Genomic DNA, 15,646 nt, shown 5'->3' with positions numbered 1-15,646 from the left:
GGCGAAGGCGGGAGAGGAAGAAGAAGCGGCAGAGGTCACCGGGAAAGCTCCTGTGGATGCGAAATCCATTGTGGAGCAGCACCGCCGCGGCCGCGTTACCGCGGCGTCTTGTCCTGCGGCGCGGCGCCGCCGAAGAACTGCGCCACGGCTTTCGCCACCGCCGCGCGCGGCGTGCGCTGCAGCCGGTCGAGCAGCGCGTGGTGCGCATGCGGCACGCCGTAGCGCGCCTGCAGGCCGCGCTGCATATGGCCGAGCAGCGCGGCGGCGGTCTCGGCATCGGCGAGCGCCCGGTGGGCGGGGCCGGTCGTCTCCAGCCCGTGGAAGGCCGCGAGCGCGCCCAGCCCGTGGCGGCCGGCCTCGGGGTGCAGCCGGCGCGACAGCAGCACGGTGCAGACGAAGGCGTGCGGCGCCGGCCGGTCGGCGCGGGCCAGCTCGTCCATCCAGAACTTGCGGTCGAACGAGGCGTTGTGCGCGGCCATCGGCAGGTCGCCGACGAAGCGGGCGGCCTCGGCCATCACCTGCGCGGCCGGCGGCGCGGCGGCCACCATCGCGTTGGTGATGCCGGTGAACGACTCGATGAACGGCGAGAGGCGCACGCCGGCGTTCATCAGCCCCTGGAAACGGTCGACCGCGCGGCCGTCCTCCAGGATCACGATGCCGACCTCGGTCGCGCGGGCGCCCATGGCGGGCGACAGGCCGGTGGTCTCGAAGTCGATGACGGCGATGCGGGTCATGCTCAGAACACCGACAGGCCGGTCTTGGCGACGAACATCTCCAGCGCCATCTGACCGAGCGCCGAGTTGCCCGCCTTGTCGAGGCCCGGCGACCAGACGCAGAGGCTCAGCTGGTCCGGCAGGACCGCGACGATGCCGCCGCCCACGCCGCTCTTGCAGGGCAGGCCGACGCGGAAGGCGAATTCGCCGGCGGCGTCGTAGGTGCCGCAGGTCAGCATCAGCGCGTTGATGCGGCGCGCCTGCCGGTCGGTGACCACCGGCGCACCGGTGTAGGGGTGCCGGCCGTCGCGGCACAGGAAGCCGGCGGCGCGGGCGAGCTGCATGCAGTCCATGCGGATCGCGCACTGGTGGAAGTAGGCGTCGAGCACGTCGGACACCGTGTTGTCGATCTTCCCGAAGCTCTTCATGAAGTTGGCCACCGCCAGGTTGCGGTAGCCGGTCGCGCCCTCGGCGGCGGCGACCCGTTCGTCGATCGCGACCGGCTCGTTGCAGAGGCTCGACATCAGCGCCAGCATCATCGCGGGCGCATCGCCCTGGCTCACCAGCCGGTCGGCCACCGCGATCGCCCCGGCATTGATGAACGGGTTGCGCGGCACGCCTTCCTCGAACTCCAGCTGGATCAGCGAATTGAAGGCGGTGCCCGACGGCTCCCGGCCGATGCGCTGCCACAGCGTGTCGCCGAGCGCCTGCATCGCCAGCGTGAGCGAGAACACCTTGGAGATGCTCTGGATTGAGAACGGCTCCTGCCAGTCGCCGCTCGCGGCCTCCTGGCCGTCGCAGGTGCGCAGCGCGATGCCGAAGCGGTCGATCGGCACCTCGGCCAGCGGCTCGATGTAGTCGGCGACCTTGCCGATGCGGCCGCGGTGCGGGCGGAGTTCCTCGGCGATGGCGTCAAGCACGGGTTGGAATTGCATGGGCAGCGGATGAAGAGAGGACAGGCGTCGGAACGAGGCCATTGTCCGCCCGAGCGAAGGCGTTGCATTTCGTTATGATCTTGATAATCCGTTATCAACTTCTCGCCATGCTTGTTTCTGCTCTGCCGAATCCCTCTTGTTCGCCGTCTGTGCGGCGGCGCACCGTGTGCCTGGTGGCCGGCATGGCGGCGCTCGCCGGCAGCGGCTGGAGCGCCGCGCAGCCCGCCGAGAGGACCCTCAGCGGTGTCGAGGTGCGGGAGACGGCCGGCGCCTCCGGCGGCGCGCCGGCACCGGGCGCCCGCGCCGCGGTATCGCTCGCCCCCGCCGCGCTGCCGGCCTCCTCCACTGCCGTCACCGCCGAGGACATCGCCGACACCAACGTCGGCCGGGACATCTCCAACATCTTCCGCCGGGTGCCGGGCGTGCTGGCCAACAACATCGACCAGGGCGAGACCGGCAACGGCTTCCGCATGCGCGGCTTCGCGACGCAGGGCACCCACGGCGCCGACACTGCGGTCTACGTCGACGGCGTGCCGCAGAACATCCCGTCGAGCCAGTCCGGCGCGGGCCACGGCCCGGCGTTCCTCGAATGGCTGGCGCCCGACATGATCGGCCGGCTCGACGTGATCAAGGGACCGGTATCGGCGCTCTACGGCGATCAGAACCGCGCCGGCGCGGTGGATATCCGCACCCGGGACGGCGGCGCGGCCACGCCGTCGAGCGTGGCGCTCGGCGTGGAGCGCTACGGCCTGCGCCGTGCCTCGCTGGTGCTGTCCAACGAATGGCAGGCGGCCGGCCGCACGGTCGATTCGCTGCTGGTGGCCGACGCCTACCGCAACGACGGCTGGCGCCAAGCGGCCCGCACCGACCGGCAGAACCTGTTCTGGAAACTCGGCACCACCATCGGCGACGGCCGCTACAGCCTGCGGGTGTCGCACTACCAGGCCGACTACGCCGCCTCCGGCTACCTGGCGCTGCCCGCGCTGCAGCAGGGGCTGGACCCGCGCTCGGTTCAGTTCAACAACCCCGGCTTCGGCGATGCCGAGCGCAGCTCGGTCGTCTTCAACCGGGCGCCGGCGCAGGGCGAGGCCGGCTGGTACGCGACCGTCTACGCCGAGGACCTGCGGCGCAGCCGTGCGATCCCGACCAGCGCCACCCAGCACACGGTGGGCTTCGACGACCGCCGCATGGCCGGCGCGCGGCTGGCGAACAACTGGACCTTCGGCGAGCGCGCGAGTCTGGTCGCCGGCGCCGAGCTGCGGCGCGACGACGGCGTCGCCGAAAGGCGCATCTTCGTCAACCGCGCGCCCACCACGAACTACGTGAACGCGCAGGACCTCGACCTGCTGACCTACGGCGTCTTCGCACAGGGCCAGTTCCGGCCGGTGCCCACGGTCAAGCTGCTGGCGGGCCTGCGGCACGACCGCTTCGACTACGACATCGCCAACCGCAAGCTGCCGGCGGCCTCGGTGCGCGACTACCGCTCGGGCGTGACCAGCCCGAAGCTCGGCGTGGCCTGGACGGTCGCGCCGCGCTGGGACGTCTTCGCCAACGTGGCGCAGGGTTTCCGCTCGCCCGCGGCCGAGCAGATCAGCAGCAGCGGCGCCACCGGCCCGCTGGGCGCGGCCGGCGGCGTGGTGAGCCGCGTCGACGCGAGCAAGGTGCGTTCCTACGACCTCGGCTTCGCGGCCGAGCCGGCAGCCGGCTGGACCGCCGGCGGCGCGGTCTTCCAGATCGACAACGACGACGAGATCGTCGCGCAGGCCGACGGGTCCTCGCGCTCGGTCGGCAGCACCACGCGCCGCGGCTGGGAACTGGAGACCCGGCTGCGCCTGGGCGCCGACACGACCGTCTACGGCAGCTACACCCGCATCGCCGAGGCCCGCGCCAACAACCCGGCGCCCAACACCGGCGCCAAGCTCTCCGTGCCGGCGGACATGCTGAAGGCCGGCGCGCAATTCCGCACCCGCCTCGGCGAGGGCCGGCTGACGCTGAACGCCGACGCCTACCTGATCGCCGGCATCCCCTACTACGACGGTACGCCGCAGGTGCGCGAGCGCGAGATGCCGCTCTACACCCGCTACGACCTGCGCGGCACCTACGACTGGCGCGCCCTGCAGTTCACGCTCTACGCCGCCTTCCAGCCGCACCGCTTCGGCACCGAGATCGCCTACGGCACCAGCGCCGGCCTGCTGCTGTCGCCGGTGCCGCGCACCACGGTCGGCGCCAGCGTGCGCTACTTCTTCTGACCGGCGGCCGCCCACCGCTCCCGCCTCGCACGATGGACGCCCGCCCCGATCCCGCCGCCGTGCTGCAGGCCGACGGCCTGACCGTGCGCCGCGGCGGCCGCGCGGTGCTGGACGCGCTCGACCTCGCGGTGCCGGCCGGCCGCGTGCACGCCCTGCTCGGCGGCAACGGAGCGGGCAAGACCACCACGCTGCATGCCTTCCTGGGATTTCTCGTGCCCGACGGCGGCGCGGCCCGGGTCGGCGGCGTCGCGGCGCACCGGGACGCGGACGCGGCGCGCCGGCAGATCGCCTACCTGCCCGAGCAGGTGGCGCTCTACGGCCACCTGAGCGGCCACGAGAACCTGCGCTATTTCGCCGGCCTGGCGGGGCTGCGGCCGGGGGAAGCCGAGGCGCGCGCCTGGTTGGAGAGCGCCGGGCTCGCGCCCGAGGCCCACGACCGCCGCGCCGCCGGCTATTCCAAAGGCATGCGGCAGAAGGTCGGCATCGCCATCGCGCTGGCCAAAGGCGCGCGGGCGCTGGTGCTCGACGAGCCGACCTCCGGGCTCGACCCGGCCGCGGCCGACGAACTGTCCGCCGGCCTGCGCGCTGCCGCGGCCCGCGGGTTGGCGGTGCTGATGGCGACCCACGACATCCCGCATGCGCTGCAGTGCGCCGACCGCATCGGCATCCTGCACCGCGGCCGGCTGGCGGCCGACCTGGCGGCCGACGGCCTCGCGCCCGGCGAGTTGCTGGCGCGCTACCTGGACTGCACGCGGGCAGGCGGCCCGGCGCCGGTGGACCCGTCCCGGCGTGCGGAGCCAGCGCCGCGACAGGCGGCGGAACCAGGCGCATGAGGCAGGCGTTGCCGCATCGGCCACCAGGCGGGCCGGCCCCCGCTGCCGCGTCGGACGCCGCGGACGCCGCGGGCGTTGCGGGCGTTGCGGGCGTTGCGGGCGTTGCGGGAATCGTGCGCGAATGCTCGCCCGAACCTCGGCCGTGGCCGGTGCAGCGCCGCCCGTCCGCCGCTGCCCAAACAACTCGCATCGCCGCTGCCACGCTGCGCGGCTGGTGGCGAGACGGCCGCGCAGCGGTGCTCGCGCTGTCGATGCTGGTGCTGCTGGCCGCGGTGTCGGCTGCAGCCCTGATCGATTACCGCGCCGCGGCAGAGGAGCGCGACTCCGTCGCCGCCCGCACCCGCGCGCAGTGGGACACCCAGGGCGACCGCCATCCGCACCGCGGCGCGCATTTCGGGCTGTACGTGTTCCGCGCCGACACGCCGCTGGCGGCGCTGGAGCCCGGCATCACGCCGCAGGTCGGCCGCACGCTGTGGCTGGAGCCGCATCGGCGCAACCTGCCGCAGGCCCCGGCATCGGCCGACGCACCGGCCGGCCGCGACCTCGCGCCGACCGCGCTGGTCCCGATGCTGGTGCTGCTGCTGCCGCTGCTGACGATCGCGCTCGGCCACGACCTGGTCGGCCGCGAGCGGGCCCAGGGCACGCTGGCGATGCTGCAGGCCGCGGGCGTGCCGGCGCGCACCCTGCTCGTGGGCCAGTGGGCCGCGCTGTGCATCGCGCTGCTGGCGGTGCTGGCACCGGCTGCGGCCGTGCTGCTGGCCGGGCTCGCGCGGGTGGAGGCGCCGGCCGGCAGCCTGCCGCGCGCGGCGGCGCTCTGCGGCACCGTCGTGCTCTACGGGATGTTCTGGGCGGCCCTCGTCGTGGCCGTGTCGGCCCGGCTGCGCAGCGTGCGCGGCGCACTGCTGGCGCTGCTCGGCCTGTGGACCGCGGCGGTGCTGGTGCTGCCGCGCGCCGGCGCCGCGCTGGCCGCGGCAACCGTGCCGCTGCCCACCGCCACGGCCTTCTGGCAGGCGATGGAGCACGACATCCGGCACGGCCTGCCGGGCGATGGCGATGCCGCCCAGCGCCAGCGCGCCTTCGACGCCGACCTGCTGCGCACGCACGGCGTGGCCCGGCTGGAAGACCTGCCGTTCGGCGCCTCCGCGCTGCGGCGGCTGGACCGCGACGCCTACGCCGCCCGCGTGCATGCCCTGCATTTCGACCGGCTGTGGCGGGCCTTCGGGCGCCAGCAGACCGTGCTGCGCGCCGCCGGCCTCGCCACGCCGGCGCTGCCCGCCCGCAGCGCCGCCATGGCGCTGGCCGGCACCGATATCGCGCACCAGCGCCGCTTCGAGGACGCCGCCGAGGCCTACCGCCAGGACTTCACCGCCGCGCTCGACGCCTGGGACGTGCGCGCCAGCCGCGGCCTGTCGTCCTTCGAATCGCGCTATGCCGGCGACACGCTCTGGCGGTCGGTCCCGGCCTTCGCCGACGCGGTGCCGCCCGCTGGGTTCGCGCTGCGCCATGCGGCGCCCGACCTCGCCGTGCTCGCGGCTTGGTGCGCACTGTCGGTCGCGGCGCTGCTGTGGGCCGCGCGGGGCCTGCGGCCATGACGGCCGCGCTGCGGACCGGGCTGCTGTGGCTCGGCGGCGAATGGCTGCGGCTGCGGCGCGACCCGGTGGCGCGCGCGGTGCTGCTGGCGCTGGCGCTGCTGCTCGCGGCCAGCGCCCTGGGTGCCGGCGGGGCGGCGCGCCAGCTGCGGCAGGACGACCGGCAGGCGGCGCAGCAGATCGGTGCGGCACGTCAGGCGGCGCTGGACAGTGCGGCGGCTACGGCACCGGCCGATCCCGCCGCCGCGCAGCAGGCGGTGCGCGCCGCCTATGCGCTCGCCCGCGGCGACCTCGGCAGCGCGCGGCTGCCGCCCGGCGCCGGCCTGCCGCTGGCGGTGCAGGCCTGGCGCCAGCAGCCGACGGTGCAGCGCGCGTCGGTCGAGCTGCGCGCGCTCGACGGCCGGGCGCCCGGTGCGGCGCTGCAGAGCCCGCTGCTGGCCGCCACCGGCCTGCCCGACTTCGCCGCCGTCTGCGCCCTGCTGCTGCCGCTGGCGCTGCTCGCCCTCTGCGCCGGCGCGGTGCAGGACGAGCGCGCCACCGGCACCTGGCTGCAGGTGCGCGCGCAGGGCACGCGCACGCCGGCGGCGGTCGCGTCGATCGCGGTGCTGCTGCGCGGCGCGCTGGTGCTGGCCGTCGCCGTGGCGGCCTCGGCGCTGGCGTTCGCCACCGGCGGCGACGGCGGGCCGGGCACGTCCGGCGCGCTGGTCGCCTGGTGCGGCGCGCTGGCGCTCTACACCGCCTTCTGGTGCGCGGTCTGCCTCGCGCTGCAGCGGCTGCCGGTGTCCGCCGGCGCGGCGACGATGGCCGGGCTCGGCCTGTGGCTCGCGCTTTGCTTCGCCGCGCCGCCGCTGCTCGCCGCCGTCGCCGAGCGGCAGGCGCCGATGCCCTCGCGGCTGGAGGCGGTGGTCGCCCTGCGCGCCGCCCGGCAGCGGGCCGAGGACGACGAGGCCGCGCTGCTCGCCGCCTGGTACGCAGCCCATCCGCAGCACCGGCCGCCGCCGGCCGTCGCCCCGGCCGCCCCGGGCTGGCCGGTCACCTTCGTGCCCCGTGCGCTGACAGCCGACGCCGCGCTGCGGCCGCTGCAGCGGCGCTTTCCCGCGGCCCGCGCCGCGCAGGAAGACCATCTGCGCCGCCACGCCTGGCTGTCGCCGCCGCTGGCGCTGCTGCTGCAGGCCCGCCGGCTGGCCGGCGCCGACGCGGCGCGCCATGCCGGCTACCTGGCCGCGGTCGATGCATACGAGGACCGCTGGCGCGGCTTCTGGGTGCCGCGCATCCTCGGCTACCGGGGGCTGGTCCGGTCGGATGCGGGCGAACTGCCAGTGTTCCGTGCGCCGTCCTGAGCCGGTCACGCGCCCGCACCGCGCGGCAACAGGGTCTCCAGCGTCAGCGGCTCCCGCCCGGATCTGCACATCCAGCTCTTTTTTTGATAGCTAATTGCGCAGGCGGGTAGTGCGCGAACGCCCGTTTTTCGTGCGATTCCGACGGCCGATACGTCGTCAGCCCGCCCGTACCAGCAACCCCGCCAGCACGATCGCCACGACACCCAGCAACACCGTCGTCGCCTGCCAGAAGCGCACCGGGTCGCGCTCCACCAGCGGCGGCGGGCGCAGGCGGTGGAACTGCGGTCCGGGGGCGTGCAGGTCGTGCACGAATTCCGACACCGCCTCCTGGCGCTTGCGCGGATCGGGATGCAGCGCCTTCTGCAGCACCGCGTCCAGCCACGCCGGCAGCTCCGGGCGCAGGTGGCGCAGCGGCACATAGCGCAGCCGTCGTGCGTCGTCCGGCGTGCGCACGCGTGCCGCGTTCAGGCCGTAGGGCAGCTGGCCGGACAGCATCTGGTAGGCCAGCACCGCGAGCGCGAAAAGATCGGATCGGGCATCGACACCCGCGCCGGTGAAGCATTCGGGCGCGGTGTACTGGAGCGTGCCGGCGACGGCATGCGCGCTGTCCGCCCGGCCGTCCTCCGCGTCGCCGCGCCGCAGCGGCGCCGCCTCGGCCAGCCCCGCCACATGCACCGATCCGAAGTCGATGATGCGCACCGTGCCGCCGCGGTCGACCAGCACGTTCTCCGGCCGCAGGTCCTGGTGCAGCATCTCGCGGCCGTGGAACGCCTGCAGGCCGCGCGCGACCTGCGCGACAACCGCGCGCACCGCGTCGAGCGTCGGCCGCGGATAGTCGGTCATCCACTGCGAGAGGGTGCAGCCCTCGACGTACTCCATCGCGGTGAAGACGTGGCGGCGCGGCCGGTCGGGCGTGGCGGCGCACTTCAGGACGTGCGGGCTGTCGATGCGCCGCGCCACCCATTCCTCCAGCAGGAAGCGGTCGAGCAGACCAGCGTCCTGCTGCAGTTCGACGGCGGGCGTCTTCAGCGCGACCTGCGCGCCGGTCGTGTCGTCCACCGCCAGGAACACGTGGCTGCGGGCGCTTGCATGCAGCGGCCGCACCACCGTGTAGCCCTCGAACGCGCTGCGCGGCGCGAGCGGCGGCGGCATCGCCCAGCCGCCCTCGGGGCGCTGCTGCAGCGCCGCGCCGGCGTCGGCCGCGTCGGGCAGCGCGTCGATGCGCAGCAGCTGCACCGTGCGGTCGTCGTCGCTGCCGCGTGCCCGGGCGATGGCGCAGAGCGCGGCGCAGGCGGCGTCGAAGTCCTCGCCGTGCGCGGCCAGCGCCGCATGCACCGCCGCCGCGTCGATGTGCGCCCAGACGCCGTCGGTCGCGAGCAGGTAGACCGCGCCCGCCTCGGCCGGCAGGCAGCGGTAGTCGATCTCGACGTGCGGGCTGGCGCCAAGCGCGCGGCCCAGGTAGGACTCCTGCGACGACAGCTGCACCCGGTGGTCCTCGGTCAGCGGCTCCAGCGCCTGGGCGTGCAGCCGGCAGATGCGGCCGTCGCCCACGTGCAGCAGGTGCACGTCGCGGCCCTTGGCCACCAGCGCACTGAAGGTGCAGACATAGCCCCGGTCCTTGTCGAAGCGGCCGTCGCCGCGCTGCGTCTGGGCATGCAGCCAGGAATTGGTGGCGGCCAGCACCCGCTGTGCGGCGCGGCGCACCGACCAGGCCTCGGACGTGGCGTAGTAGTCGTCGAGGAAGCCGCGCACCGCCGCCGCGCTCGCCACCTGGCTCACCGCGCTGGAGCCGATGCCGTCGGCCAGCGCGACCGCGACGCCCTTGGTGGTGCGCAGGCGCCCCTCGGGCAGCAGCGCGCCGTGGAAGTCCTGGTTCACGCCGCCGTCGGCGCCGGGCTCCGAATGCTGGCCGAGGGTGATGCGAAGACTTGTGCTCATGGAAGCGTCGCGTGGTTCCGGCAGCAGGGCCGGCTTTTTCAAGAGACGCCGCGGAACCGGCTTCGCCGGGCCGCCAGCGTCGCCCCCCTTCCCGCGCAGCGAGAGAAGGGGGAGCGGCGCAGCCGCTCGGGGGGATGCGCTCCATCACACCAGCTTGCGCTTCGGTGCCGTCTTGTAGTGCGTCGAATACAGCGTCGCGCCCACGAAGGTCAGCCCGCCGACCAGGTTCCCCAGCACCGTCGGAATCTCGTTCCAGACCAGGTAGTCCATCAGGGTGAACTGGCCGCCGAGCATCAGGCCGATCGGGAACAGGAACATGTTCACGATCGAGTGCTCGAAGCCCATGTAGAAGAACACCATCACCGGCATCCACATGCCGATCGCCTTGCCCGACACGCTGGTGGACATCATGGCTGCGACCACGCCGGTCGACACCATCCAGTTGCACAGCACGCCGCGGATGAACAGGGTCAGCATGCCGGCCGCGCCGTGCGATGCGTAGCCGAGGGTCCGGCCCTCGCCGATGTGGCCGATCTTCTGGCCGACGATGTTGGGCGCCTCGGAGAAACCGAAGGTGAAGATGATCGCCATGAACACCGCCACGGTGAAGGCGCCGGCGAAGTTGCCGCAGAATACCAGGCCCCAGTTGCGCATCACGCCGCCCCAGGTGGCGCCCGGCCGGCGGTCGAGCACCGCGAGCGGCGCAAGGGTGAACACGCCGGTCAGCAGATCGAAGCCGAGCAGGTACAGCATGATGAAGCCGACCGGGAACAGCATCGCGCCGACCAGCGCGTTGCCGGTATTCACGGTCACCGTGACGGCGAAGGCCGCCGCCAGCGCCAGGATGGCGCCCGCCATGTAGGAGCGGATCAGCGTGTCGCGGGTGGACATGAGCAGCTTCGATTCGCCGCTGTCGACCATCTTGGTCACGAATTCGGTGGGTGCGAGGTAGGCCATGGGGATCCTGCGGAAAGAGGTTCGGTGAGCGGCCCACGAAAAAAGGCGTTCGTTGCCACGCACCTGCCGCCGGCGCATCGCGCTGGTGCAGGTACGGAGCAACGGACGCCTTCATCCGTGCGGGTCGCGGGAGCCGGGCGCCCCGCCGAGGTGCGGGAGGTGCCGACACCGGGCCGTCGTCAGCCCGATGCACCGGATCGAAGCAGGTTCCGTGCCGGTAACGCCTGGCGACTCGCACCACCCTGTCGCCGCTTCATGCGATGCCCCGTTCGCGAAGGACCGTTTCTGCAAGACCGCCGTCGGCACCTTCGCCGTTCTTCCAGCGACCCGGCAAGAACGGCCGGCTCGCGTCGATCACGCTCGGCGACCGGGTGCGCAGAAAGGGCCGGCGCGCCGGTCAGCGCCCGCCCTTGCTGCCGCCCGCCGCGCCGAACGCGAAATCCGGCAGCGACAGCGTCGCCTCGGCCACGTCGAGCAGGCGGCGGTTCTGGTCCATCGAGGTCTTCTGCAGCGCGCGGAAGGCGGCTTCCTCGGTCATGCCGAGGCGCGCCATCAGCACGCCCTTGGCGCGGTCGATCACCTTGCGCTCGTGCAGCGCACGGCGGGCGGCTTCCAGTTCGGCTTCCATGCCGGACAGGCGCGCCGACTGGGCCTGCAGCAGCTCCAGCAGCGAGGTCGATTCGCCCGCCACCGCGGCGGCGGCCGGCGGCGCGGGCACGTCCTCGGGCGCGAGGGCGGCGTCGAAGAACCGGTCCGCCGCATGCGCGCGGGCCGGCGGGTTGTCGCGCAGCCGGCGCAGCAGGCCCTGCACGTCGTGCAGCTCCTGCTGCGTGGCGGCGATGCGGTCCGCGCAGGCAGTGCGCAGCTGCTGCACCAGATCGAGCTGCAGCTGCCACAGCGCGTCGATGCGCTCGCTGCAGGCGTCGAACCACGGGTCGCTCTGCGCACTGTCGAGCACGGCGCCGTCGCGGGCGGTGCAGAGGGTGCGCCGCAGCCGCTCCAGTCGCGCCGCGCCGGGCGCGACCTGCAGCGCCGACCAGCGCTCGCGCTGTGCCGGCTCGGCGAATTCGGCGAAGGTCTGCAGGCTGCGCTCCTGCGCGTCGATCAGGTGGACCAGCCGCTGCTGCTGCGCCTCGCTGGCGCGGCCCGAGGCGAACAGCAGCGCGCCGACCGCCCGCTCCTGCCCCGCCGCCTCCTGCGCCTGCACCAGATGCAGCAGCGCCACCAGCCGGCGCGAGATGCCGGGCTCCGGCGCGCCGTCGGCGATGTGGAACACCAGCTCCACCAGCCCGGCGATCAGATGGCTGAAGGCCGCCACCGCATCGTGCGCGCCCAGGGCGCGCCGGTCGATCTGCAGCCGCAGCGCCGCCAGCGCGTCCAGCCCGAGCAGCACCCAGGCCATCAGCGCCAGGCTGCGGGCGTCTGCGGCCTGGGACGGCTGGGCGTGGTGGGCGAAGACGGTCCGCAGCCGCTGCTGCGCGGGTGCGCCTTCGGCGATGGCGGCCTGCCGCGGATCGGCAAAACGCTGGCCGCCGGAGGCGAGGAAGGCGCTCGACGCGCCGCGCTCGCGCTGCAGCGCCTGGATCAGCTGGCCGATCGCATCGACCAGTTCGGCCCGGGCGGCCAGGTGGCGCAGGGCGTCGATCTCGCGCTGTTTCGCCTGCATCACCAGCGCGGTGGCGGATAGGGGTTCGACCGGCTCGGTCATGCGGCGGGGTCCTTCTCGGGGCGAAACGGGTGGAAAAACGAGGCCTGGAAATGCGGCAGACGGGACGAACGGGCCGGCCCGCTCAACCGCCGGAGCGGACCAGCGCATCCGCCTGGGCCGCGAGGGTGTCGAGCACGAAGGGCTTGGTCAGCACCGCCATGCCGGGCTCCAGCGCACCGTCGTCGGCCAGCGCGTTCTCGGCGAAGCCGGTCACGAACAGAACCGGCAGCGCCGGCCGCAGCCCGCGTGCGACGCCGGCCATCTGGCGGCCGCTCATGCCGCCCGGCAGGCCGATGTCGGTCACCAGCAGGTCGATGCGGGTATCCGCGCGCAGCAGGGCCAGCCCGCCGGCGGCATCGGCCGCCTCCAGGCAGCGCCAGCCGCGGTCGCGCAGCGTGTCGACGATGGCCAGGCGCACGGTCGGCTCGTCGTCCACCACCAGCACCGTCGTGTCGCCGGCACCGGGGCCGCGGCCTGCCGCGTCCGGCGCCGGCCGGTCGTCGCCGGGCAGCGCCGCCGCCGTGCCGCGGTGCCGCGGCAGGTAGAGGCAGACCCGGGTGCCGCGGCCCGGCTGCGAATCGATGCGCGCATGGCCGCCCGACTGCTGCGCGAAGCCGTAGATCATCGACAGCCCCAGGCCGGTGCCCTGGCCGAGCGGCTTGGTGGTGAAAAACGGATCGAAGGCGCGGGCCGCCACGTCGGGCGGCATGCCGGTGCCGGTATCGGACACGCACAGCCGCACATAGTCGCCGGGCGCCAGGCCGAGCCGCTGCGCGTCGGCCGGATCGTCGATGCGGTGGTTGGCGGTCCGCACCGCGATGCGGCCGCCGTCGGGCATCGCGTCGCGGGCGTTGATGCACAGGTTGAGCAGCGCGTTCTCCAGCTGCGAGGCATCGGCCAGCACCGGCCAGAGGTCGGGCGGCGCGGCGGTCTCGATCGCCACCGCCGGGCCGACGGTGCGCCGCAGCAGTTCCAGCAAGCCCTCGACCAGCTTGTCGGCCGCGAGCGCGGTCGGCGCGAGCGTCTGCTGGCGCGAGAACGCGAGCAGCCGGTGGGTGAGCGCCGCCGCGCGCCGCACAGCGCCCTGGGCGGTGCCGACGTAGCGGTCGAGCTCCTGCACCCGGCCCTGCCGCACCCGCGCCGTGATCAGCTCCAGCGAGCCGGCGATGCCGGCCAGCAGGTTGTTGAAGTCGTGCGCCAGCCCGCCGGTCAGCTGGCCGACCGCCTCCATCTTCTGCGCCTGGCGCAGCTGGGCCTCGGCCTGCCGCAGCGCCTCGGCGCGGGCGCGCTCCTCGGTCACGTCGCGGGCCACCGCATAGATCGCCCTGCCGTCGAGCGCCGCCGTCCAGGACAGATTGCGGTAGTCGCCCGACCGGGTGCGCAGCCGGTTCTCGAACGAGAAGGTGGTGCCGCCCTGCGCGAGGTGCGCCACTTCGGCGCGGGTGCGGTCCTGGTCGTCCGGATGCTCCATCCACGCCGAGGTGCGGCCGAGCAGCTCGGTCTCGGTCCAGCCGAGGCAGCGCATCCAGGCCGGGTTGATGCTGCGCCAGACGCCGTCCAGGTCGGAGACCAGCAGCATGTCCTGGCTGACCTCCCAGATGCGCTCGCGTTCGCGCTCGCGGGCGTGGATCTCGTCTTCCAGGTCCAGCGCGCGTTCGCGCAGCCGGCGCTCGTCCTCCGCCCGCTGCGCGGCCGCGGTGACGGCGGCGGTGGTATCCGACACCGAGCAGTACAGGCCGCGGATCGCGCCGCCGGTAGCGCGCAGCGGCGAATAGGTGAAGGTGAAGTAGCCCCGCTGCGGGCCGTCGCCGCGGTCCACGGTCAGCGGCATGTCGCGCAGCGTGACCGGCCGGCCCTCCAGCGTGCGCTCGATCAGGGCCTGCACTTCGGGCCAGGTTTCGTGCCACACCACCTGCAGCGGCAGGCCGAGCGCCGCCGGATGCTTGGCGCCGAGGATCGCGCACTGCGCGTCGTTGTAGAGGTAGGTCAGCTCCGGCCCCCAGGCGACCCAGGTCGGGCTGGCGGTGTCGAGCATGATCTGCACCGCGGTGCGCAGTGCCGCATCCCAGCCGTCGGCGGCGCCGAGCGGCGTGGCGGCCCAGTCGTGGTGCGCGATGGCGTCGCGCTGCGGCGGCAGGCCGGCGGGCGGGGCGGAGCGGGAGTCGTCGGGAGGCGGGGTGGTCGTCATGGCGGGCCGGCGCGGACGGGGACGCCTGCGCACCGCCCGATTGTCCGCCGCGCGGCGGTCCGTCCTGTCACAGGATGGACGCCGCGGCGGCCGCTCGGCGGGCCCGCCCGGACGGCAGCGGCCTCGGGCCGCAACCTCAGGCGGCCAGCGCCACCCGCACCCGGCCGTCCTGCACCTGCACCGCATGGGCGCCGACCGAATGCGCCGCATCCTCCAGGCAGGCGCCGGTGCGCAGGTCGAAGTGGTTCTTGTAGAGCGGCGAGGCGACGACGATCTGCTCGCCCAGGCTGCCGACCAGCCCGCGCGACAGCACGCTGGCGCCGGACTTCGGATCGACGTTGTCGATCGCGAAATAGCGCTCGCCCTTCAGGCGGAACACCGCGACGTGGCGGCCCTGCACGCTGGCGCAGACCCCCGTGTCGGGCACGATCGCGTCGGCGGCGCAGACGTCGGTCCAGGTGTCGTCCGCGCTGGCGGCGGCTTCGGCCACGGCGGCGGCCATCGCCTCGGCTTCGGTGGCGGCCGCGGCCGCTGCGGCGGCCGAGACCGGGGCGGGCGCCGCCCCGTCCATGGCACTGGCGGTCGGTTCGTGTTTCATGGCATTTTTCCTCGTTTGCGCAGGTGGGTCCTGCGCAGGCAGCTATCGTTTCAGGAGCATCAGACCAGGGCGGCGGCGCGGGCGGCGGCCGGATCGGCGAAGGCGCTCTCGCGCTCCTCGGGCCGGGCTGGGCGCACCTGGCCGCGCTCGGTCACGAAGACGATGTGCTCGTCCGGCCGGTCGCTGTTGACGAAGGAGCGGAAGCGCTGGCGCACCGCCGGGTCGGTCACCGCGGTCTTCCATTCGCACTGGTAGGTATCGACCACGTGCTGCATCTGCGCCTCCAGCTCGGCGGCCAGGCCCAGCGTGTCGTTCACCACCACGCCGCGCAGGTACTCCAGCCCGCCTTCGAGGTTGTCGCGCCAGGTGCTGGTGCGCTGCAGCCGGTCGGCGGTGCGCACGTAGAACATCAGGAAGCGGTCGATCAGCCGGACCAGTTCGTCCTTCGTCAGGTCGGAGGCCAGCAGCTCGGCGTGGCGCGGCTTCATGCCGCCGTTGCCGCAGACGTAGAGGTTCCAGCCCTTCTCGGTGGCGATGATGCCCACGTCCTTGCCCTGCGCCTCGGCGCATTCGCGGGTGCAGCCCGAGACGCCGAACT

Annotated in this window: 11 protein-coding genes and 1 pseudogene; 4 read left to right on the top strand and 8 right to left on the bottom strand. The window is 74.0% G+C overall.

The window, feature by feature from the left end:
• Window positions 1-95: 95 nt before the first annotated feature.
• Window positions 96-734, bottom strand: a complete 639-nt coding sequence (locus QZ500_RS04590; RefSeq protein WP_295851426.1) for a 3'-5' exonuclease — start codon at window positions 732-734, stop codon at window positions 96-98.
• 2 nt (window positions 735-736) lie between these two features.
• Window positions 737-1,648 carry a glutaminase gene (locus tag QZ500_RS04585; protein WP_295851423.1) on the bottom strand — a complete coding sequence of 304 codons (912 nt, stop codon included), beginning with the start codon at window positions 1,646-1,648 and terminating at the stop codon, window positions 737-739.
• A 107-nt stretch (window positions 1,649-1,755) separates the two neighbouring features.
• On the opposite strand from QZ500_RS04585, the gene QZ500_RS04580 reads away from it, so the two are divergent.
• The 4 genes from QZ500_RS04580 to QZ500_RS04565 all read left to right on the top strand — a co-directional run bounded on the left by QZ500_RS04580 (window position 1,756) and on the right by QZ500_RS04565 (window position 7,659).
• Window positions 1,756-3,897, top strand: coding sequence for a TonB-dependent receptor (locus tag QZ500_RS04580; RefSeq protein ID WP_295851420.1), 2,142 nt, complete (start codon window positions 1,756-1,758; stop codon window positions 3,895-3,897).
• A gap of 32 nt (window positions 3,898-3,929) precedes the next feature.
• Window positions 3,930-4,730 (top strand): ABC transporter ATP-binding protein, encoded by an 801-nt coding sequence (locus QZ500_RS04575; protein WP_295851417.1) that lies wholly within the window; start codon window positions 3,930-3,932, stop codon window positions 4,728-4,730.
• 149 nt (window positions 4,731-4,879) lie between these two features.
• Window positions 4,880-6,322: a DUF3526 domain-containing protein gene (locus QZ500_RS04570; protein ID WP_295851414.1), complete on the top strand. Its 1,443-nt coding sequence runs from the start codon at window positions 4,880-4,882 to the stop codon at window positions 6,320-6,322.
• Entirely contained in the window at window positions 6,319-7,659 is a 1,341-nt protein-coding gene (locus tag QZ500_RS04565; protein WP_295851411.1) for a DUF3526 domain-containing protein, read from the top strand. Before QZ500_RS04570 ends, QZ500_RS04565 begins: the two co-directional genes overlap by 4 nt.
• A 156-nt stretch (window positions 7,660-7,815) precedes the next feature.
• On the opposite strand, the gene QZ500_RS04560 is transcribed toward QZ500_RS04565, so the two are convergent.
• From QZ500_RS04560 to QZ500_RS04535, 6 genes and pseudogenes are all read right to left on the bottom strand, one after another.
• Complete coding sequence (locus tag QZ500_RS04560) at window positions 7,816-9,597, bottom strand: bifunctional protein-serine/threonine kinase/phosphatase (protein ID WP_295851408.1); 1,782 nt, start codon at window positions 9,595-9,597, stop codon at window positions 7,816-7,818.
• Between the two features lie 144 nt (window positions 9,598-9,741).
• Window positions 9,742-10,554 (bottom strand): formate/nitrite transporter family protein, encoded by an 813-nt coding sequence (locus QZ500_RS04555; RefSeq protein ID WP_295851405.1) that lies wholly within the window; start codon window positions 10,552-10,554, stop codon window positions 9,742-9,744.
• Window positions 10,555-10,951: 397 nt separating this feature from the next.
• Complete coding sequence (locus QZ500_RS04550; RefSeq protein WP_295851402.1) at window positions 10,952-12,262, bottom strand: nitrate- and nitrite sensing domain-containing protein; 1,311 nt, start codon at window positions 12,260-12,262, stop codon at window positions 10,952-10,954.
• Window positions 12,263-12,344: 82 nt separating this feature from the next.
• Entirely contained in the window at window positions 12,345-14,450 is a 2,106-nt protein-coding gene (locus tag QZ500_RS04545) for an ATP-binding protein (protein WP_295851399.1), read from the bottom strand.
• 136 nt (window positions 14,451-14,586) lie between these two features.
• On the bottom strand, window positions 14,587-14,952 hold the full coding sequence (nirD, locus tag QZ500_RS04540; protein ID WP_295851428.1) for a nitrite reductase small subunit NirD: 366 nt from the start codon (window positions 14,950-14,952) through the stop codon (window positions 14,587-14,589).
• 155 nt (window positions 14,953-15,107) lie between these two features.
• Window positions 15,108-15,646 (bottom strand): annotated as a pseudogene (locus tag QZ500_RS04535) (nitrite reductase (NAD(P)H)); the annotation flags it as partial.

Origin of the sequence: uncultured Xylophilus sp. (genome assembly GCA_913776965.1) — a bacterium.
Taxonomy (GTDB): domain Bacteria; phylum Pseudomonadota; class Gammaproteobacteria; order Burkholderiales; family Burkholderiaceae_C; genus Xylophilus.
Note: the sequence above shows the minus strand (reverse complement) of the source record. Positions and strands in the feature narration are given on the sequence as shown.